The organism is Pseudomonas imperatae (genome assembly GCF_057128625.1).
This window is the reverse complement of sequence record NZ_JBSKHP010000025.1, coordinates 1-19,556: the sequence shown is the minus strand read 5'-3', so window position 1 is coordinate 19,556 and position 19,556 is coordinate 1. Positions and strand designations below refer to the sequence as shown.

General features: G+C 63.7%; 17 protein-coding genes and 1 tRNA gene. 8 read left to right on the top strand and 10 right to left on the bottom strand.

Annotated elements, in window-relative coordinates:
• Positions 1-20: 20 nt before the first annotated feature.
• The 6 genes from ACWKWX_RS25425 to dapA form a co-directional block, all read right to left on the bottom strand.
• Positions 21-740 carry an NYN domain-containing protein gene (locus tag ACWKWX_RS25425; RefSeq protein ID WP_483829237.1) on the bottom strand — a complete coding sequence of 240 codons (720 nt, stop codon included), beginning with the start codon at positions 738-740 and terminating at the stop codon, positions 21-23.
• 217 nt (positions 741-957) lie between these two features.
• Positions 958-1,047 (bottom strand) — tRNA-Ser (locus ACWKWX_RS25420).
• A gap of 93 nt (positions 1,048-1,140) precedes the next feature.
• Complete coding sequence (purC, locus tag ACWKWX_RS25415) at positions 1,141-1,851, bottom strand: phosphoribosylaminoimidazolesuccinocarboxamide synthase (RefSeq protein ID WP_416426552.1); 711 nt, start codon at positions 1,849-1,851, stop codon at positions 1,141-1,143.
• A gap of 28 nt (positions 1,852-1,879) precedes the next feature.
• Positions 1,880-2,638, bottom strand: coding sequence for an MBL fold metallo-hydrolase (locus tag ACWKWX_RS25410; protein WP_416426553.1), 759 nt, complete (start codon positions 2,636-2,638; stop codon positions 1,880-1,882).
• On the bottom strand, positions 2,639-3,757 hold the full coding sequence (gene bamC, locus ACWKWX_RS25405; protein ID WP_416426554.1) for an NlpB/DapX family lipoprotein: 1,119 nt from the start codon (positions 3,755-3,757) through the stop codon (positions 2,639-2,641).
• Positions 3,758-3,774: 17 nt separating this feature from the next.
• On the bottom strand, positions 3,775-4,653 hold the full coding sequence (gene dapA, locus ACWKWX_RS25400; RefSeq protein WP_416426555.1) for a 4-hydroxy-tetrahydrodipicolinate synthase: 879 nt from the start codon (positions 4,651-4,653) through the stop codon (positions 3,775-3,777).
• A 319-nt stretch (positions 4,654-4,972) separates the two neighbouring features.
• Here dapA and ACWKWX_RS25395 point away from each other — a divergent pair, with 319 nt between their 5' ends.
• Both ACWKWX_RS25395 and ACWKWX_RS25390 read left to right on the top strand, forming a co-directional pair.
• A complete protein-coding gene (locus ACWKWX_RS25395) occupies positions 4,973-5,533 on the top strand; it encodes a glycine cleavage system transcriptional repressor (RefSeq protein WP_416426556.1) in 561 nt (186 codons plus the stop codon).
• 13 nt (positions 5,534-5,546) lie between these two features.
• A complete protein-coding gene (locus tag ACWKWX_RS25390; RefSeq protein WP_473004314.1) occupies positions 5,547-6,020 on the top strand; it encodes a peroxiredoxin in 474 nt (157 codons plus the stop codon).
• Between the two features lie 81 nt (positions 6,021-6,101).
• On the opposite strand, the gene ACWKWX_RS25385 is transcribed toward ACWKWX_RS25390, so the two are convergent.
• Together ACWKWX_RS25385 and ACWKWX_RS25380 are read right to left on the bottom strand one after the other, a co-directional pair.
• Positions 6,102-7,172, bottom strand: coding sequence for an AI-2E family transporter (locus ACWKWX_RS25385; protein ID WP_416426560.1), 1,071 nt, complete (start codon positions 7,170-7,172; stop codon positions 6,102-6,104).
• A gap of 35 nt (positions 7,173-7,207) precedes the next feature.
• On the bottom strand, positions 7,208-7,447 hold the full coding sequence (locus ACWKWX_RS25380; RefSeq protein ID WP_416426562.1) for a sulfurtransferase TusA family protein: 240 nt from the start codon (positions 7,445-7,447) through the stop codon (positions 7,208-7,210).
• A 130-nt stretch (positions 7,448-7,577) separates the two neighbouring features.
• On the opposite strand from ACWKWX_RS25380, the gene ACWKWX_RS25375 reads away from it, so the two are divergent.
• From ACWKWX_RS25375 to ACWKWX_RS25360, 4 genes are all read left to right on the top strand, one after another.
• The gene (locus tag ACWKWX_RS25375; RefSeq protein ID WP_476295556.1) at positions 7,578-9,014 is read left to right on the top strand and encodes a M48 family metalloprotease; all 1,437 of its coding nucleotides are present in this window, start codon (positions 7,578-7,580) and stop codon (positions 9,012-9,014) included.
• A gap of 223 nt (positions 9,015-9,237) precedes the next feature.
• Entirely contained in the window at positions 9,238-12,345 is a 3,108-nt protein-coding gene (locus ACWKWX_RS25370) for a transglycosylase domain-containing protein (protein ID WP_416426565.1), read from the top strand.
• 223 nt (positions 12,346-12,568) lie between these two features.
• Positions 12,569-13,153, top strand: coding sequence for a PadR family transcriptional regulator (locus ACWKWX_RS25365; RefSeq protein WP_416426567.1), 585 nt, complete (start codon positions 12,569-12,571; stop codon positions 13,151-13,153).
• The gene (locus ACWKWX_RS25360) at positions 13,150-13,929 is read left to right on the top strand and encodes a siderophore-interacting protein (protein WP_483829236.1); all 780 of its coding nucleotides are present in this window, start codon (positions 13,150-13,152) and stop codon (positions 13,927-13,929) included. Before ACWKWX_RS25365 ends, ACWKWX_RS25360 begins: the two co-directional genes overlap by 4 nt.
• Positions 13,930-14,015: 86 nt before the next feature.
• On the opposite strand, the gene ACWKWX_RS25355 is transcribed toward ACWKWX_RS25360, so the two are convergent.
• Positions 14,016-14,672 carry a Pr6Pr family membrane protein gene (locus tag ACWKWX_RS25355; protein WP_483829235.1) on the bottom strand — a complete coding sequence of 219 codons (657 nt, stop codon included), beginning with the start codon at positions 14,670-14,672 and terminating at the stop codon, positions 14,016-14,018.
• A 5-nt stretch (positions 14,673-14,677) separates the two neighbouring features.
• Positions 14,678-14,914: a VF530 family protein gene (locus ACWKWX_RS25350; RefSeq protein WP_416426572.1), complete on the bottom strand. Its 237-nt coding sequence runs from the start codon at positions 14,912-14,914 to the stop codon at positions 14,678-14,680.
• A 518-nt stretch (positions 14,915-15,432) separates the two neighbouring features.
• On the opposite strand from ACWKWX_RS25350, the gene ACWKWX_RS25345 reads away from it, so the two are divergent.
• On the top strand, positions 15,433-16,812 hold the full coding sequence (locus tag ACWKWX_RS25345) for a carbohydrate porin (protein WP_416426574.1): 1,380 nt from the start codon (positions 15,433-15,435) through the stop codon (positions 16,810-16,812).
• Positions 16,813-16,908: 96 nt separating this feature from the next.
• Complete coding sequence (locus ACWKWX_RS25340; RefSeq protein ID WP_483829234.1) at positions 16,909-19,329, top strand: glucose/quinate/shikimate family membrane-bound PQQ-dependent dehydrogenase; 2,421 nt, start codon at positions 16,909-16,911, stop codon at positions 19,327-19,329.
• Positions 19,330-19,556: the final 227 nt, after the last annotated feature.

The following is a 19,556-nucleotide window of genomic DNA, read 5'->3' as shown; positions in this document are numbered from 1 at the left end:
CTGACAGCAGCGGCGAGATGCTACAGCTGCATTTCTTTTGCCCTGAGGACTGGCTTGGGGCATGTGGAGCGCAACCCATCGATATGCTCCATCAGCCCTTCAGGAATGCTTTGCCACATAGGATCGAGAATGAAGTCAACACCTTCCCGGCGAGCCATTTTGGCAGCCGGGACGAAGTCGGCATCACCTGCTACGAGCACAATTTGGTCAACCTGCTTTTTAAATGAAAGCGAAGCAACATCAACGCCTATACGCATGTCCACACCCTTTTGCCGGGTTTCCATGGAAACGTCTTCTGCGCTCAAATCCGCGATCTGGATCTCACCCTTCAGGAGCGCAGAGATCTTGTCAGGCTTTATGGTCCACTTCACGCCTTTGGACAGGTGGCCGAGTCGCAACGCCAGCTTCCGCTTGCTGCGCAGGCGGGCGTGCAACTCTTTGCGGAACAATGCTTCCTTGGACTTTGAAAAGTCCACGGCACGCTTCGAAATTGGATTGTGGTGCTTGATGTCCAGCGGCGGACAATCGTAGAAGAATATTCTGTATAGCTCCCGCCGCTCCTGTTTGAGGCTTCGCTCCGGTGCGCTGCCAATCGACCTGGATTGCGATTTGCTTAAATGGGAGATTGCCCAGCGATGCACCAGATCTGCAGCCCGTTCGGCGTTGTAGGCATTCTGCGGCTCGATTCGGCGGAATCTTTTTATAAAATACGCGCCATCAACCAATACTGCGGTAGGCATCCATTTCCTCCAGATAGCAAAACGCCCATGGGGTCGGCAAGTCCAGGATAGGTAGGACCGCTTACAGCCATGGGCGGGATACGTGCAGGATAGGTATCACCAGGCACCGGGTCAATCAATCGATTGTTCCTGATTGTAAGGCCAGACAGCGGGTACACAAAAACAACGCACAAACAAAAAACCCCGCAGCTTCTCAGCTGCGGGGCTCTTCGATATATGGCGGAGAGATAGGGATTTGAACCCTAGGTACTGTCGCCAGTACAACGGATTTCGAATCCGTCCCGTTCGGCCACTCCGGCATCTCTCCAGTGGCGCGCATGATACCAGCGTTTTCTAAAAAGGCGAAACCTTTTTTGAAAAAAATTTGCGTGGTATCAAACGCTTGCGTGAGCTTGCCGAATTACAGCGGCACGCCCAGGCGTTTGGCGACTTCTTCGTAGGCTTCGATCACGTCGCCCAGACCCTGGCGGAAGCGGTCCTTGTCCATTTTTTTCTTGGTGTCCTTGTCCCACAGGCGGCAGCCGTCAGGGCTGAACTCGTCGCCCAGGACGATCTGGCCGTGGAACAGGCCGAATTCCAGCTTGAAGTCCACCAGCAGCAGGCCGGCGTCGTCGAAGAGCTTGTTCAGCACTTCGTTGACCTTCAGCGACAGCTCTTTCATCTTCGCCAGTTGCTCGGCGGTGCCCCAGCCGAACGCAACCACGTGGGACTCGTTGATGAACGGGTCGCCCTTGGCGTCGTCCTTCAGGAACAGCTCGAAGGTGTACGGGTTCAGCTTCAGGCCTTCTTCCACGCCCAGGCGCTTCACCAGGCTGCCGGCGGCGTAGTTGCGCACCACACACTCGACCGGAATCATGTCCAGCTTCTTCACCAGGCACTCGTTGTCGCCCAGCAGCTTGTCGAACTGGGTAGGGATACCCGCTTCTTCCAGCTTCTGCATGATGAAGGCGTTGAACTTGTTGTTCACCATGCCCTTGCGGTCCAGCTGTTCGATGCGCTTGCCGTCGAACGCCGAGGTGTCGTTGCGAAACAGCAGGATCAGGCGGTCGGCGTCGTCGGTCTTGTAAACCGATTTGGCTTTGCCACGGTAGAGTTCTTCACGTTTTTCCATGATGGGCTCCGCTTGCTAAGTAGATGGGCTAGGCGATTTCACGCCAGTCGAGCCCTGCATCTTGATCGGCCAGTTGCAGCCAGTCCGGGTCGCACCCCAGGGTGTCGACAAAACATTGCCGGGCCAGCTGCGGCAGGTTGTTCTTGCTGCTGAGGTGGGCCAGCACCAGGTGTTGCAGGTTTTGCCAGCCCAGCTCCGACACCAGGTTCGCGGCCTGGTGGTTGTTCAAATGTCCCAGGGAGCCGCCCACCCGCTGTTTCAGAAACATCGGGTAGTGGCCCCGGGCAAGCAGGTCGCGGCAATGGTTGGACTCGATCACCAGCGCATCGAGGCCCTGGTAACTGTCCATGACACGCCCGCAGTACGAGCCCAGGTCGGTCAGCACGCCGAGGCGCCGCTGGCCATCGCTGAACACGTACTGGGTGGGCTCCAGCGCATCGTGCGCCACGCCCACCACGTTGATCTTCAGTGCGTCGACTTCCAGCACGTCGCCACACGCCACGAAACCGGTAGGTTCCACGGGTTTGCGCAGGGCGCGGTGGGTGCCGCGGCTCAGGTACACCGGAATATTGTAGCGCCGCGACAGCAAACCCACGCCATGCACGTGGTCGGCATGTTCGTGGGTGACCAGGATGGCGCTCAATTGTTCGGGGCTGACGCCCAGGCGGGCCAGCCGACGTTCGGTTTCACGCAGGGAGAAACCGCAGTCGACCAGCACGTAGGTGCCTTGGTGAACCACCAGCGTGCCATTCCCTTGGCTGCCGCTACCGAGAATGGCGAAGCGCACTTAACCCAGGTTGTCCTGGATCACGCTCAACACGCGACGGGCCACATCGGCCGGTGCCACGGTATTGATGTTCTTCTCGACGGTAACCTGGATGTTGTCACCCACCTTGCTCAGGCGAACCTGGTAGCGCTCGGCGCGTGCCTCGATCTCTTCCTTGCTCGGCTCGCTGCCGAACAGGCGGCTGAAGAAGCCTGGCTTGTCATCCTTCTTGACGGGTTTTTCCGCCAGGTTGATGTAGTACAGGCCCAGGCTGCGGTTGATGTCTTCCACCTTCCACTGGCCGTGGTCCAGGGCGCGGCCAACGCTGGACCAGGCGCGGTCCAGGTCCGTGCCCACGTTCAGCACCGGGTTGCCGCTGCCGTCTTCGCTCAGGGCCACGCGGCTCGGGGCGTCAAAGTCACGCGCGGCCAGCAGCGACACCGAGCCGCCCTTCTGGGCGCTGCGGGTCATGCTGGCAAGCATTTCGTCCACCAGGGCCACGTCGGCACCGGCGTTGGTCGGCATTTTCGGGAAGTCGACCGACTGGCTGCTGCCCGAAGGGCGGCTGACGGTGGTCACGTAGACTTCACTGGTGTTGCGCTGCACGCCCGGCTCGATGCGCACGCGCACGCGGGTCTCGCCGTCGCCGCTGGCGGCAGAGGCTTGCAGGCGCTTGGCCATGGACGCCGACAGCTCGTCATAACGCTGCCAGGCGGTGGTGAACTCACCGGTCTGCGGGCGCTCGTCGGCGATGCGGAAGCCGTTGTCCTCGAAGAACTGGTGGGCCACCGGCCAGGTTTCAGCCGGCGGGTGCTCGGACAGGATCCAGTGGGCGTCGCCGTTCTTCTGCAAGGTGTAGTCGGTAGCTTCCTGGGACGCCTGCAGCGGCAGCGGGCGCGGCACCTGGTACTCGCCGGTGCGCTGGGCCTCATCGGCGACGTTGCGCGGAATCGGCAGCAGTGGGTCCAGGCGCTTGTCCAGCGCCAGGCCTTCAGGGGTCTGCATGGGAGCCGTCTGACGGGCCTCCAGGTAATCGCTGCCACGGTCACGGAAGTAACCATTCTCGCCCCACAACCAACTGCAGCCGCTGGTGCTCGAAATCACCAGGGCAAGGGCGGAAAGACCGGCCAATCGCTTCATGCGTTGTACTTCCTCAATTAGACCAGGACGCCGGTCTGGCGCAGGGCCTGACGCAGCGTTTCGTGATAAGGGGCGCTCAACCAGGTGAGCGGCAGGCGAATGCCTTCAGGCATCAGGCCCATTTCGTGCAGTGCCCATTTCACGGGAATCGGGTTGGCTTCCAGGAACAGGTTCTTGTGCAGCGGCATCAGCTGCTCGTTGATGGCGCGGGCCTGCTCGGCCTCGCCACGCAGGGCAGCGGCGCACATTTCGTGCATGGCGCGCGGCGCAACGTTGGCGGTGACCGAGATGTTGCCCTTGCCACCCAGCAGGATCAGCTCGACTGCGGTCGGATCATCGCCGGACAGCAGCAGGAAGTCGCTGGAGACGCCGGCCAGGATGTCCTTGGCGCGCTGCAGGTCGCCAGTGGCTTCCTTGATACCGATGATGTTCTTCACGGTGGACAGGCGGATCACGGTCTCGGCCTTCATGTCGCAGGCGGTGCGGCCTGGCACGTTGTAGAGGATCTGCGGGATGTCCACGGCCTCGGCGACGTGCTTGAAGTGCTGGTACAGGCCTTCCTGGGTCGGCTTGTTGTAGTACGGGGTCACCAGCAGGCAGGCGTCGGCGCCGGCTTCCTTGGCGTTGCGGGTCAGTTCCACCGCCTCGCGGGTGGAATTGGCACCGGTGCCGGCGATGACCGGGATACGACCGGCCACCTGCTCGACCACGCGGTGGATCACATCGATGTGTTCCTTGTAGTCCAGGGTCGCGGACTCGCCGGTGGTGCCCACGGCGACGATGGCATCAGTGCCTTCCTTGAGATGGAAGTCCACGAGTTTGCTGAGGCTGTCCCAGTCGAGACGACCTTCTGCGTCCATGGGTGTGACCAGTGCCACCATACTGCCCGCAATCATGCAACCGCTCCTGCCGGAAAAAGAGAGCGGTAATGGTACTGGGGCCATGTGCCTTGCACAAGCGAAGTACCACCTCGCGAGCATTCCCCTTGGCGCCGCTTTTCGCTACCCTTCAGACTTTGATCGGTACCGGTGGGCGTGTTTGTCCGGTTTGCAACGCGTTCCAAGCACTGCAAACCCCTGATCCTGAGCCGCCGATCCCCTGCCAACGGGCGTTTTGCGCGCCGTTGCCGGCATCGTGCCCGGCTACCATGGGGTCACGCGGGCCAGCCTTCATGTCCATTTGTGTACTGACCGCTCATCGCTTTAGGAATGCTGCATGTCCACCCCCACAGTTCGCGAACAATTCCTTGTCATCAGTGCCCTTGGCCCTAACCCCATGGAGCTGACCAACGTCCTGTGCCGGGCCAGCCACGACAGTCGCTGCTCGGTGGTGACCTCGCGCCTGACCCGCCACGGCGAGTGCAGTGCCCTGGTACTGCAGGTGTCGGGCAACTGGGACGCCCTGGCGCGCCTGGAAACCAGCCTCGGCTCGCTGGCCAAGAAGCACGGCTTCACCGTCAACCTGGTGCGCAGCGCCACCCTGGAAACCCGCCCGCTGTCGCTGCCCTACGTGGCCTACGTCAGCTCGGTGTACCGCTCGGACATCATCAACGAGCTGTGCCAGTTCTTCATCGACCACCACGTGGAACTGGAGAACCTGACCTGCGACACCTACCAGGCACCGCAGACCGGCGGCACCATGCTCAACGCCACCTTCACCGTGACCCTGCCGCCTGGCGTGCAGATCAGCTGGCTGCGCGACCAGTTCCTGGACTTCGCCGACGCCCTGAACCTGGACGCGCTGATCGAGCCCTGGCGCCCCACCAACCCCATCTGACAAGGACTTGCCCATGGCAGTTGAAATCGGCCAGCCGGTCGCGGACTTCGAAGCCCCGGCCACTGGCGGCCAGTCGGTCAGCCTGAGCGCCCTGAAGGGCCGCCAGGTGGTGATCTACTTCTACCCCAAGGACAGCACCCCGGGCTGCACCACCGAGGGCCAGGGTTTCCGTGACCAGCACGAAGCCTTCGCGGCGGCCAACACCCTGGTGTTCGGCGTGTCCCGCGACGGCATCAAGAGCCATGAGAACTTCAAGGCCAAGCAGGCGTTCACCTTCGAGCTGATCAGCGACAAGGACGAGGCCCTGTGCCAGCTGTTCGACGTGATCAAGCTGAAGAAGCTGTACGGCAAGGAATACCTGGGCGTGGACCGCAGCACCTTCCTGATCGACCAGAATGGCGTGCTGCGCCAGGAATGGCGCGGCGTGAAGGTACCCGGCCACGTCGACGCGGTGCTGGCCGCCGCCCAGGCCCTGCACAGCGCCTGACCTGTGGGAGCTGGCTTGCCAGCGAGCTGTTGGGGCCCGAAAAGCTCGCTGGCAAGCCAGCTCCCACAACACCGCCGTTCGTTACAGAATCGGCGACACCTGCGGCTCGTTGCGCGGCCACGCGTCCAGCACTGCCTTGAACAAGGTGGCCAGCGGGATGGCGAAGAAGATCCCCCAGAAGCCCCACAGCCCGCCAAACAGCAGCACCGCGCAGATGATCGCCACCGGGTGCAGGTTCACCGCACCGGCGAACAGCAGCGGCACCAGCACGTTGCCATCCAGGGTCTGGATGATGCCGTACACCGCCATCAGGTAGATGAACTGGTCACCCCAGCCCCACTGGAACAGCGCGATCAGGGTCACCGGCACGGTCACCACCACCGCGCCCACGTAGGGCACCACCACCGACAGCCCCACCAGCAGCGCCAGCAAGGCCGCGTAGTTCAGCCCCAGGGCGACGAAGGCTATATAAGTGGCGACACCGCAGATGATGATCTCGATCACCTTGCCACGGATGTAGTTGGCGATCTGCCGGTTCATTTCCTGGCCCACGCGGGTGATCAGCGCCCGCTCGCGCGGCAGGTAGCCCTTCACCCAGCGGGCGATCATGACCCGGTCCTTGAGGAAGAAGAACACCAGGATCGGCACCAGCACGAAGTAGATCATGATGTTCACCAGCAACGGCAGGCTCGACAGCGAGAACGTCAGCGCCCACTGGCCGAACTTGCCGATCTCGCCGCGCGCCGCCTCGATGGCCTGCAGCACCTGCTCGTCCGACACCAGGTGCGGGTAGCGCTCGGGCAGCAGCAGCAACAGCGACTGCCACTTCCCAAGCATGCCCGGCAGCTCGTTGAACAGGGTGATCAACTGGTGCCACAGCAGCGGCACCAGCACCAGCATGAACACCGCCAGAGCGCTCATGAACAGCGCAAACACCAGGGCCACCGCCACCCCCGAGGGCACGCGCAGGCGCTCAAGGCCGGTGACCAGCCCCTGCATCAGGAACGCCAGGACCATGCCCGCCAGCACCGGCGCGAGCATGCCGCCCAGGGTCAGCACGGCCGTGAACGCCAGCACCAGCAGCACCGTGAGCACCACCGCTTCTTCATCCGAGAAGTAACGCTGTATCCAGTCGCGAAGCACTTTGAACATCAGTTTTCCTTGTTATGAGAAGCGGGCACGCACGCTCAGGCTTTCTTCAGCCAATAGGTATAAACCCCGTCCCGAACAGTTTCGTGTAACAGGGCATGACCTGCCAACCGGGCAAAGCTGTGAAAATCGCGCTGGGAACCAGCGTCGGTGGCGATGACTTTCAGCACCGCCCCGGCCTGCAGCCGGTTGAGTTCCATCTTCGCCTTGAGCAATGGCAACGGGCAATTGAGACCGCTGGCGTCGAGCTCGGCGTCACACTGTACTGCGTCGGTCATGGCCTTTTTTTCTCCGGGGCACGGCAAGCTGGCGGGGTTGGCCGCCTAGAATACCTCATGCGCGGCCCCCTCTGGTCGTGGAAGGATGACCCGGCTACAGTAAGGTCTTTCTCGACTCAGAGCCCCGTGCATGTCTTTATTGCGCCCCACCCTGCTGACGCTTGCCTGCCTGCTGGCCCTGCCGGGCCATGCCGACGACTTGCCGTCACTTGGCGATGCCAGTTCGGCCATTGTCTCCCCGCAGCAGGAGCATGACCTGGGCCGTGCCTGGCTCGGGCTGCTACGCAGCCAGGTCGGCCAGCTGTCCGACCCCCAGCTCAAGGATTACGTCGAAACCACCGTGTACCGCCTGGCCGAAAGCAGCCAGCTGGAAGACCACCGCCTGGAATTCATCCTCATCGACAGCAAGGAGCTCAACGCCTTCGCTGCCCCCGGCGGCATTGTCGGGGTGAACGGCGGGCTGTTCCTCAACGCCGACACCGAAGGCCAGTACGCCGGCGTGATGGCCCACGAACTCTCCCACTTGGCGCAACGGCACTTCGCCCGCGGCGTGGAAGAACAGAAGCGCATGCAGATGCCGGTAATGGCCGCCTTGCTGACGGGCATCGTGCTGGCAGCCACCGGTGCCGGTGACGCCGGCATCGCCACCATCATGGGCAGCCAGGCGGCGGCGATCCAGTCGCAACGGGCGTTCTCGCGTGAAAACGAGAGCGAGGCCGACCGCGTCGGCCTGGTCACCCTGCAGAAGGCCGGCTACGACCCGCGCAGCATGCCCGACATGTTCGAGAAGCTGGCGCGCCAGTACCGCTTCGACGCCAAGCCGCCGGAATTCCTGCTCACCCACCCGGTCACCGAAGCGCGGATCGCCGACACCCGCAACCGCGCCGAGCAGTTCCCCAAGGGCGGCATCGAGGACAGCCTGCGCTTCCAGCTGATCAAGAAGCGCGTGGAGCTGATCTACGAAGACACCCCCGGCATGGCCGCCAAGCGCTTCCGCGCCCTGCTGGACGAGAACCCCAAGTCCGACCCGGCCCGCTACGGCCTGGCCATCGCCCAGATCAAGAGCAGCCAGTTGAACGACGCGCGCGAGAACCTCAAGCCGCTGCTGGCCAAGGCGCCCAATGACATTACCTACAACCTGGCGGCGGTGGACCTGGACGTGGCCGCCAACAAGCTAAGCGACGCCCAGGCACGGGTCGACCGCCTGCTGGGCCTGTACCCGGGCAACTTCCCGCTCAACCAGGTGCGGGTCGACCTGCTGATCAAGCAGAGCCGCACCGCCGATGCCGAGAAGGCCCTGGAAGACCTGCTGCGTTCGCGCCCCAACGACCCGGACGTGTGGAACCAGGTGGCCGACACCCGCGGCGCCAACGGCAACATCATCGGCCTGCACCAGGCCCGCGCCGAATACTTCGCCCTGGAAGGCGACTTCCGCCAGGCCCAGCAGCAGCTGGACTTCGCCAAGCGCCGGGCGGCCAACAATTTCCAGCTGGCCTCGCGCATCGACGCGCGCCAGAAGGACCTGGCCGAGCAGGAGCGCATGGTCAAGGAAATGATGCGCGGGTGATGTACCCGGACGCGGCCTGCGGCCGCTGCTACAGCGGGGTTTCCTGTAGCAGCGGCCGCCAGGCCGCGTCCCCCACCATCAGCTATACTTTTTCCCCGCCACGGAAGGAGTTAGCCGCGCCAACGGTTTTTTTCGCGGCCCATTCGACAAATTTTTCACCATTGACGGCCAGCGTCTAAGCTTCAGGCAGGTACGATGAAATTACCTGATTGGGCTGACGACTATGGGCGCTTTGTGGCAGACAGAACCCACCAAGACTGCGGTACCCACCGACAGTCCGGCTGAACCACCGACCCCGAAACCTGCGCGCCAGCGCCATTTGTGGCGCCGCCTGTTCTGGCTGCTGGTGCTGATCGGCCTGGTGGCACTGGCCTTCGCCATGCGCGCCGAAATGCGCACCTCCAAGCTGCAAGCCCGTGAATTCAGCCGCTACGCCAAGGATTTGACCTACACCCTGGCCCCCGGCCCCAGCGACTCCATCGCCTACCCCGGCGAAGGCCCGTTCGACAAGCGCCTGGGCTACAGCGACCTGGGCCAGTTCCTGCCCCGGCTGATCAAGCGCGACTACGCGATCGAGGCGCAGACGCGCTTCTCGCCTTCGTTGATGGCCTACTACGATCGCGGCCTGTTCATCCCCTATTCCGAGAAGATCCAGGCCGGCCTGACCATTACCGACTGCAAGGCCGACGTCCTCTACGAATTCCACTACCCGCAGCAGCTGTACGCGCAGTTCCAGGACATTCCGCCGGTGGTGGTCAACAGCCTGCTGTTCGTGGAAAACCGCAGCCTGCTCGACCCGCGCGAACCGCTGCTGAACCCGGCGGTGGACTGGCCGCGTTTCGGCAAGGCGGCCTACACCCAGGTGGCGAAGATCTTCGCCCTGCCCGGCCAGTCGGCGGGCGGCAGCACCCTGGCCACGCAGCTGGAAAAGTACCGGCACTCCCCGGACGGCCTTACCGTGTCGGGCGGCGAGAAGATCCGCCAGATGGTGTCCGCCAGCGTGCGCGCCTACCAGGATGGCCCCGACACCCTGGAAGCACGCCAGCGCATCGTGCGCGACTACCTCAACAGCGTGCCGCTGTCGGCCGTGCCCGGCCACGGTGAGGTGCACGGCATGGCCGAGGGCCTGCGGGTGTGGTACGGCGCCGATTTCGCCCGGGTCAATCAGGTGCTGTCGTCCACCGACAACAGCCCGAAAATCCTCGCCGAGCGCGGCCTGGCCCTGCGCGAAGTGCTGTCGCTGATGATCGCCCAGCGCCGCCCCTCGCACTTCCTGTCCAAGGGCCATGACGAGCTGGCACAGCTCACCGACAGCCACATCCGCCTGCTGGCCGCCAACAACGTCATCGACCAGCCCCTGGCCGACGCCGCCCTGGCCAGCAAGGTCAGCTACCGCGACTGGGTGCTGGAACCGACCATCCAGCCCATCGAGACCAACAAAGGCATCAGCGTGGCGCGCACCCGCCTGTCCACCCTGCTCAACCGCCCGCTGTACGACCTTGACCGTCTGGACCTGTCAGCCACCAGCACCCTGCAGAATGACCTGCAGCTGCAGGTCACCGACTACCTCAAGCACCTGGCCGACCCCGCCTATGCCCAGCAACTGGGGCTGATTGGCGAGCACCTGCTGACCCCCGCCAGCACCCCCGAGGTGAAATACAGCTTCACCCTGATGGAGCGCACCCCGGACGGCTCGCGCGTGCGGGTACAGACCGACAACACCGACCAGCCGTTCGACATCAACGAAGGCAGCAAGCTGGAGCTGGGCTCTACCGCCAAGATGCGCGTGCTCACCAGCTACCTGGAGATCATCAGCGAACTTCACGACAAGTACGGCGCCCAGGCACCTGCCGAGCTGAAGAAAGCCGACATCAACGAGCAGGACCGCCTCAGCCGCTGGGCCGTGGACTACCTGATGCAGAACAAGGACCACGCCCTCAAGCCCATGCTCGACGCCGCCCTGGAGCGCAAATACTCGGCCAGCCCCGGCGAAAGCTTCTTCACCGGCGGCGGCATGCACACCTTCAAGAACTTCCGCAACGAAGACAACGGGCGCATTCCCACGCTCAAGGAAGCCCTGCGCGAATCCATCAACCTGCCGTTCATACGGCTGATGCGCGACATCGTCCGCTACACCACCTACAACGGCCCCAACAACAGCGCCGAACTGCTCAAGGACGACGGCGACCCCCGCCGCCAGGAATACCTGGCGCGCTTCGCCGACAAGGAAGGCAGCGACTTCCTGCTGCGCTTCTATAAACGCTACCAGGGCAAGAGCGCCCAGGAACGCCTGGACACCTTCCTCGACGGCCTGCACCCCACCGCCTCGCACCTGGCCGCCGTGCACCGCTACCTGTACCCCACCGCCAGCCAGGCCACCTTCGAAAGCTTCGTGCGCTCGCACCTGGGCAAGGGCGAGACGGTCACTGAAAAACGCCTGGGCGAGTACTACGACAGCTATGGCCCCGGCCACTGGGACCTGCCCGACCAGGGCTACATCGCCCGCGTCCACCCGCTGGACCTGTGGCTGGTGGGCTACCTGATGCAGCACCCCGACGCCAAGTTCAGCGAGGCGGTGACCGCCAGCCACTTCGAACGCCAGGAAGTCTACGGCTGGCTGTTCAAAAGCCGTCACAAGAGCGCCCGCGACAGCCGCATCCGCACCATGCTGGAAATCGAGGCGTTCCTCGACATCCACCGGCGCTGGGCGCGCCTGGGCTACCCGTTCGACCACCTGGTACCGTCGCTGGCCACCGCCATCGGCAGCTCCGGCGACCGCCCCGCCGCCCTGGCCGAGCTGATCGGCATCATCCAGAACGACGGCGTGCGCCTGCCGGTGCTGCGCATCGACAGCCTGCACTTCGCCGCCGGCACCCCGTATGAAACCGAGGTAACCGCAGCGCCGGACAAGGCCCGCCAGGTGCTCAAGCCGGAAATTGCCCAGGCCATGCGCGAAGCGCTGTCGCAGGTGGTGGACGCCGGTACCGCGCGGCGCGTGTCGGGCAGCTTCAAGACCGCCGACGGCACCGCGCTGGTCATGGGCGGCAAGACCGGCACCGGCGACAACCGCATCGAGAGCTTCGGCGCGCGCGGCCGGGTGCTGGGCTCCAAGGCCATCAACCGCACCGCCACCTTCGTGTTCTACATTGGCCAGAACCACTTCGGCACCCTCACTGCCTTCGTCCCCGGCCGCGCCGCCGAAGGCTTCCGCTTCACCTCGGCGCTGCCGGTGCAGGTGCTCAAGGGCATGGCGCCAATGCTGACCCCCTATGTGCAGCCGGGCGCCGCCACCCAGTGCAAGGTGCCCAACCAAAGCACCGCCGCCAGGTAAACCCTACGCCAATCTGCGTAGCCGCTGCCGAAGGCTGCGCTGGCCCTTGAGTTCACTGGAGATCTTTGGTGAATGATGGGGCCAGCGCAGCCTGCGGCAGCGGCTACGGGGCCCAAGCGTCCCGTGCATTGCCCAGATGAGAACCATTCGTCTTTTATGCTTGCGCAATACTAAGATATATCTTACGGTATATCTTAAGTAACCAAGTGAAGAGAAAAAGACGATGAGAGACCACCATCACCCCCACCCCCGCCGCGAGTTCGGCGACGGCCACGACGGCCTGGAACGCCGCCCCGGCCGCGAGCGCGGCGGCCGCGGCCCCCGTGTGTTCGCCCCCGGCGACCTGAAATTGCTGCTGCTGGCCCTGGTGGCCGAGCAGCCCTGCCACGGCTACGACCTGATCCGCCAGATCGAAGGCATGTTCGACGGCGCCTACAGCCCAAGCCCCGGCGTCATCTACCCGACCCTGACGTTCCTGGAAGAAAGCGAGCTGGTCCAGGGCGACGCCCAGGGCGGCAAGAAACTCTACACCGCCACCGACGCCGGCCGCGCCTCGCTGGGCGACCAGGCCATTGCCCTGGAAGGCGTGCGCACCCGCATCGACGTGAGCAAGCGCGCCCTGCGCGGCCACGACCGCCCGGCCGAGATTCACGAAGCCGTGCATAACCTCCGCCATGCCCTGCAGCTGCACCACGGCCGCTGGAGCCCCGAAGAGATCGTACGGGTCCGCGACCTGCTCACCAGTACTGCCAAGGCCATCGTCGATGGCCCCGCCACTGCTTACCCCGCTCAGGAGAAGTCCGTATGAAGGTAGAGAACACTCACGGCGTGCACCGCGTCATGCACGAAATCAAGCGCCGCCGCCTGGACGTGTTGCGCGTTACCCAGCTGACCCCGCGCATGCGCCGCATCACCGTGGGCGGCCCGGAGCTGGAAGGTTTCCTGAGCCTGGGCGCCGACGACCACATCAAGCTGATGTTCCCGCGCAACGCCGAGGAACAGGCGGCCCTGCTGACCCTGAAACTGGGCGGCCCCAGCGAAGGCCCGAAACCGGCCATGCGCGACTACACCCCGCGGCGCATCGACCTGGCCGCCGGCGAACTGGACATCGACTTCGTGATTCACGGTGACGGCCCTGCCTCCACCTGGGCCGAGCAGGCCGCACCGGGCCAGCACCTGTACATCGGCGGCCCGCGCAGCTCCACCATCGTCCCGGATATCTTCGACAGCTACCTGCTGATCGGCGACGAAACCGCCATCCCGGCCATCGCCCGGCGCCTGGAAGAACTGCCGGCCAACCGCAAGGCGCTGGTGGTCATTGAAATCGAGAACGCCCAGGAGCAGCAGGTGCTGGGCAGCGCCGCGCAAGTGGAAGTGATTTGGGTGGAGCGCCACGCCAGCGAACACGCGCTGCTGGCCGCCGTCACCGACCTGACCATCCCCACGGGCGAGCTGTACGCCTGGGTGGCTACCGAAGCGGCGCTGTCGCGCCAGGTGCGCAAGGTGCTGCTGGACCACCACCACCTGGGCGAGTCTGCCGAGGTCAAGGCCGTGGGCTACTGGCGCCTGGACGAAAACGACTAAGGCTGACACCCCGTAGCAGCTGCCGAAGGCTGCGTCCGAGGCCATCCGCTAAACCGCGGCACCTGGGACGCGGCCTTTGGCCGCTGCTACGCGATTGTGCGGCGGGCTTGCCAGCGGTCAACGCCCACCAAGGCGAAGGAAATGGCCACGAAGCCGAGCAGAATCACCAGCGCATTCACCACCACCCGCCCATACCCCAGCGTGCCCACGTCGATGAACGGATAGGGGTACACGCCAATCTCGCTTCCGCGCAGCAGGCAATAGCCGAAATACACGATGGGATAGACCATCCACGCCACCACGTGCCGGGCCCGCAGGCTGCCCTTGGGCACGCACCACCACCAGAACGCCACGAACACCGGCGGCAGGATGTCATGCAGCAGCTCGTTCACCACCCACTGCACCCCTTGCGGGTGCCAGGTGTTGCGCAGCAGCAGGCTGTAGGCCACGCCCACCAGGATAATGCTCGCCGTTACCCCCGAACTCACCCAGGGCCGCAGCCAGAACGACGCCGCGTTGCCGCCCTGCGCCCGCGCCGTGGCCGTCAGCACGATGGCCACCAGGGTGTTGGTGAGAATGGTGAAGTAGCTGAAGAAGTGCAGCACCCCGCCCACCAGGCTCGCCTGGTCGGCCAGCCGCCCCTGCAGGATCAATAGCAGCTGCACCGTCAGGGCCAGCCAGGCGGCCCAGGCCGACAGGGTGACGAACAGGCGCAGCGGGCGCGATGGCAGGGGGTTATGCATACAGGTCAGTCCTCGACAGGCCGTTTGGTGCGGGCCAGCTTCACGTACAGGCGCTCCACCTTCTCCCGCGCCCAGGGCGTCTTGCGCAGGAAGGTCAGGCTCGACTTGATGCTGGGGTCGCTCTTGAAGCAGCGGATATCAATGCGCTCGGCCAGCCCTTCCCAGGTGTAGTGGGTGACCAGCGCAGTGAGAATCTGCTCCAGCGTGACACCGTGCAGCGGGTTGTTTGTGGTTTGGGTCATGCCTGGCTCCAGCCGTGTGAGGGGTGCGCACCATAGCCGAGCCGTACGGCAGCGGGAAGACCTTAGCGCCGCAGCCTGGGCTGGCTAATAGGCGCTTTCTGCGCACCTTGTAGGATATTTCCTAATTTACCACTGTGCGGCCGGGCTGGCGGCGGTTGGCAGATTTAACCGCGGCGGCGTGACGCGGCCCTGTGGCCGCTGCCACGGGGGCGGGCGACGCTTGTTCGCGGGCGCATGACTAAAGATTAAGCCACCGCGCACGTTCGCCAAGGGACACTGAAGAAATTTTCATGGCTGCGAAAGGTCGATATTCAGGCGGTTCGGCGGGGTCCGGCTATTGTTACGCCACTAGCAACTATGCATGTTGCATAAGCGTCTTTTAATAACAAAAAAACCTCTATATCCTCCGCCACCCGCAACTGAAACGATTTTTTTGCGTAATAAAACCTACATTCTTCATTGACATTAATGCCATCGAAGAATGTACCGTTTGGTTAATAATTAAAGATCCTTAATAAATGCCAAAATTCGAACTTCGCCGCGCCCGCGTCGCCGGCCGCATCAACGTATCGCCGACCCTCCGCCTGCTGGGCGGCATGACTGCCCTGGGCCTGGCTTCCTGTGTCCAGGCAGCACCGGCCTTCGACGCCGACTCGCCCTACATGCTGGGCGACTGGGGCGGCAAGCGCACCGAGCTGCACGACCTGGGCTACGACTTCAAGATGGAGTACGTGGGCGAATCGGGTTCGAACCTGCACGGCGGCTACAACCATGACCACGCCACCCGCTACAGCGACCAGTTCGCGCTGGGCATGCACATGGACCTGCAGAAGATCCTGGGCTGGCACGACGCCGAGTTCCAGCTGACCCTGACCGACCGCAACGGTGACAACATCACCAACGACCGCGTGGCCGATCCACGCACCGGCGGCATCAGCTCGTCCCAGGAAGTCTATGGCCGTGGCAGCATCGTGCGCATCACGCAGATGTACTACGAGCAGAAGTTCTTCGACCAGGCGCTGGACATCAAGGTCGGCCGCTTCGGTGAAGGCGAAGACTTCAACAGCTTCCAGTGCGACTTCCAGAACCTGGGCTTCTGCGGCTCGCAGGTGGGCAACTGGGCCACTGGCATCTGGTACAACTGGCCGGTCAGCCAATGGGCCGCGCGGGTGAAATACCACCTGAACAGCGAAGTGTACGCCCAGATCGGCGCCTACGCCCTGAACCCGTCCAACCTGGAAAATGGTAACGGTTTCAAATTGAACAACGCCGGTACTACCGGCGCCGTGCTGCCGGTCGAGCTGGTGTTCACGCCGAAGATCAACAACCTGCCGGGCGAATACCGCGTGGGTTACTACTACAGCACCGCCAACGCCAAGGATGTCTACAAGGACAGCAACGGCCAGCCGGCCGCCCTGAGCGGTGACGACTACCGCTCCAGCTCCAGCAAGCACGGCTACTGGCTGACCCTGAACCAGCAACTGACCGCCCAGGCCAGCGACAACTCGCGCGGCCTGAGCGTGTTCGGCAACGTCACCGTGCACGACAAGAAGACCAACATGGTCGACAACTATGTCCAGGCCGGCGTCGTCTACAAAGGCCTGTTCGATGCCCGTCCAAAGGATGACATCGGCTTCGCCCTGGCGCGCATTCACGTGAACCCGGCTTACCGCAAGAACGAAGAAGCGACCAACGCCGCCAATGGCGTGACCGACTACAACGATCCTGCCTACATGCCAATCCAGCGCACTGAAACCAGCGCCGAACTGAACTACGGCGTGCACGTGACCAACTGGCTGACCGTGCGCCCGAACCTGCAATACATCAAGCACCCAGGCGGCGTGGATCAGGTCGACAACGCCCTGGTCGCCGGCATCAAGGTGCAGAGCTCTTTCTAACAACAATTCAACTTTACGGAAGAAGTTAACCAGACCACGAGCGTAGGCCCTCCCGGGCTACGCTCGACTACTCAAACGTAACGGAGAAACCACACTATGAGCACTGACAGTGCTTTCAGTCGGGGTCGCCTCGCGCCGAGCTTGCTCGGCCTGGTGATGCTGCTAATGGGCCTCGCCCTGCTGGCCGGAGGTGTCAAGCTTGTCACCCTGGGCGGCTCCCTGTACTACGTGATCGCCGGCCTGTTCCTGGTCGTCACCGGTGTCCTGCTGCTGACGGGTCGTTCCGTGGCACTGGGCATCTACGCCGTGTTCCTGCTGGGCAGCACCGTCTGGTCGCTGGCCGAGACCGGCCTGGACTGGTGGCAATTGGTGCCACGCCTGTCGCTGTGGTTCGTGCTGGGCCTGCTGCTGTGGCTGCCATGGTTCCGCAAGCCACTGGTGCTGCGTGAAGCCGCGCCAAAAGGTACTTCGGTACTGGGCGTAGCCGTTGTGCTGGCCGGCGCCTGCGCCGTGGCTGCGCAATTCACCAGCTACGGTGACATCAGTGGCGACCTGGGTCGCGACGACACCGACATGACCAGCGCCGCCCCTGCCCAGCCCGATGGCGAGTGGCAGTCTTACGGCCGCACCGAGTTTGGCGAGCGCTACTCCCCGCTGAAGCAGATCACCCCGGCCAACGTGGGTAACCTGACCGAAGCCTGGCGCATCCGCACCGGTGACATGCCTACCGACAAGGATCCGGTCGAGCTGACCAACCAGAACACCCCGCTGAAGGTGAACGGCATGCTGTACGCCTGCACCGCCCACAGCAAGGTGCTGGCCCTGGACCCGGACACCGGCAAGGAAATCTGGCGCTACGACCCACAGATTCAAGGCCCGAACGGCAATGACTTCCGCGGCTGGGCGCACATGACCTGCCGTGGCGTGTCGTACTACGACGAAGCCGCCTACAGCAAGTCGGACGTGCCAAGCGCGCCGGCCGCCCTGTCCACCGCTGGCCAGGCCGTGGCCACCAGCTGCCCACGCCGCCTGTTCCTGCCGACCGCCGACGCTCGCCTGATCGCGCTGAACGCCGACACCGGCAAAGTCTGCGAAGACTTCGGCGACAAGGGTGTCGTGAACCTGCACTCCAACATCGGCAAGTTCACCCCTGGCGGCTACTACGCCACCTCGCCTGCCGCCATCACCCGTAACCTGGTGATCATCGGCGGCCACGTGACCGACAACGAATCCACCGACGAGCCTTCGGGCGTGATCCGTGCGTTCGACGTGCACGACGGCCACCTGGTCTGGAACTGGGACGCCGGCAACCCGGACGACACCGCGCCGATCGCCGAAGGCAAGTTCTACACCCGCAACTCGCCGAACATGTGGTCGCTGGCCAGCGTCGACGAGAAGCTGGGCATGATCTACCTGCCACTGGGCAACCAGATGCCTGACCAGTGGGGCGGCAACCGCACCCCAGAGTCGGAGAAATTCAGCGCCGGCACCGTGGCCCTGGACATCGACACCGGCAAGCTGAAGTGGAACTACCAGTTCACTCACCATGACCTGTGGGACATGGACGTACCAAGCCAGCCTACCCTGGTCGACATCAAGACTGCCGAAGGCGTGAAACACGCCCTGGTGCAGCCGACCAAGCAAGGCAGCCTGTACGTGCTGGACCGCACCACCGGCGCGCCAATCGTGCCGATCCAGGAAGTGGACGCGCCGAAGGGTGCCGTGGAAGGCGACCACACCGCGCCAACCCAGGCCCGCTCGGAGCTGAACCTGCTGCCGCCGGAGCTGAACGAAAAAGCCATGTGGGGCGTGACTCCATTTGACCAGCTGCTGTGCCGCATCCAGTTCAAGTCGCTGCGTTATGAAGGCCAGTACACCCCTCCGTCGACCCAGGGCAGCATCATCTACCCGGGCAACGTCGGTGTGTTCAACTGGGGCGCCGTGTCGGAGGACCCGGTTCGCCAGATGCTGTTTACCAGCCCCAACTACATGGCGTTCGTCTCCAAGCTGGTGCCTCGCGCCCAGGTGGAAGCGGGCAGCAAGCGTGAAAGCGAAACCAGCGGCGTGCAGCCAAACACCGGCGCCCCGTATGCCGTGATCATGCACCCACTGATGTCGCCGTTCGGCGTGCCATGCCAGGCTCCGGCCTGGGGCTACGTGGCCGGTGTCGACTTGACCACCGCCAAGGTGATCTGGAAGCACAAGAACGGCACCAGCCGCGACAGCTCGCCGATCCCGCTGAACCTGACCCTGGGCGTGCCTAGCATGGGCGGCTCGATGGTCACTGCCGGTGGCGTTGGCTTCCTGAGCGGCACCCTGGACCAGTACATCCGCGCTTATGACGTGAAAAACGGCAAGAAGCTGTGGGAAAGCCGCCTGCCAGCAGGTGGCCAGTCGACCCCGATGACCTACACCGGCAAGGATGGCGCACAGTACGTGCTGTCCGTGGTGGGTGGTCACGGTTCGCTGGGCACCAAGATGGGCGACTACATCATTGCCTACAAGCTGTCCAAGTAACGCTGTGATGTAACGAAAAACGGCTCCCTCGGGAGCCGTTTTTTTATGCCCAAAAGCCCGAACATCTCCGATCCGGCGACGGCTCTTGATCTGCTTTTGATGTTGATCTGGCTGTCGATTTAGCTGTTGATCTTGATCTGGCTTTTGATCTTGATCTGGCTTGTGATCTTGATTGTATGCCCCGTAAAGCGCCAGGGCCGACTGGAGGCGTCGATCAACGGGCTGCC

Excerpts from the sequence above, each read along its gene's own strand:
- ACWKWX_RS25425 (WP_483829237.1), bottom strand. The coding sequence starts at position 740 with ATGCCTACCGCAGTATTGGTTGATGGCGCGTATTTTATAAAAAGATTC.
- purC (WP_416426552.1), bottom strand. The coding sequence starts at position 1,851 with ATGGAAAAACGTGAAGAACTCTACCGTGGCAAAGCCAAATCGGTTTAC.
- bamC (WP_416426554.1), bottom strand. The coding sequence starts at position 3,757 with ATGAAGCGATTGGCCGGTCTTTCCGCCCTTGCCCTGGTGATTTCGAGC.
- dapA (WP_416426555.1), bottom strand. The coding sequence starts at position 4,653 with ATGATTGCGGGCAGTATGGTGGCACTGGTCACACCCATGGACGCAGAA.
- ACWKWX_RS25395 (WP_416426556.1), top strand. The coding sequence starts at position 4,973 with ATGTCCACCCCCACAGTTCGCGAACAATTCCTTGTCATCAGTGCCCTT.
- ACWKWX_RS25390 (WP_473004314.1), top strand. The coding sequence starts at position 5,547 with ATGGCAGTTGAAATCGGCCAGCCGGTCGCGGACTTCGAAGCCCCGGCC.
- ACWKWX_RS25385 (WP_416426560.1), bottom strand. The coding sequence starts at position 7,172 with ATGTTCAAAGTGCTTCGCGACTGGATACAGCGTTACTTCTCGGATGAA.
- ACWKWX_RS25380 (WP_416426562.1), bottom strand. The coding sequence starts at position 7,447 with ATGACCGACGCAGTACAGTGTGACGCCGAGCTCGACGCCAGCGGTCTC.
- ACWKWX_RS25375 (WP_476295556.1), top strand. The coding sequence starts at position 7,578 with ATGTCTTTATTGCGCCCCACCCTGCTGACGCTTGCCTGCCTGCTGGCC.
- ACWKWX_RS25370 (WP_416426565.1), top strand. The coding sequence starts at position 9,238 with ATGGGCGCTTTGTGGCAGACAGAACCCACCAAGACTGCGGTACCCACC.
- ACWKWX_RS25365 (WP_416426567.1), top strand. The coding sequence starts at position 12,569 with ATGAGAGACCACCATCACCCCCACCCCCGCCGCGAGTTCGGCGACGGC.
- ACWKWX_RS25360 (WP_483829236.1), top strand. The coding sequence starts at position 13,150 with ATGAAGGTAGAGAACACTCACGGCGTGCACCGCGTCATGCACGAAATC.
- ACWKWX_RS25355 (WP_483829235.1), bottom strand. The coding sequence starts at position 14,672 with ATGCATAACCCCCTGCCATCGCGCCCGCTGCGCCTGTTCGTCACCCTG.
- ACWKWX_RS25350 (WP_416426572.1), bottom strand. The coding sequence starts at position 14,914 with ATGACCCAAACCACAAACAACCCGCTGCACGGTGTCACGCTGGAGCAG.
- ACWKWX_RS25345 (WP_416426574.1), top strand. The coding sequence starts at position 15,433 with ATGCCAAAATTCGAACTTCGCCGCGCCCGCGTCGCCGGCCGCATCAAC.
- ACWKWX_RS25340 (WP_483829234.1), top strand. The coding sequence starts at position 16,909 with ATGAGCACTGACAGTGCTTTCAGTCGGGGTCGCCTCGCGCCGAGCTTG.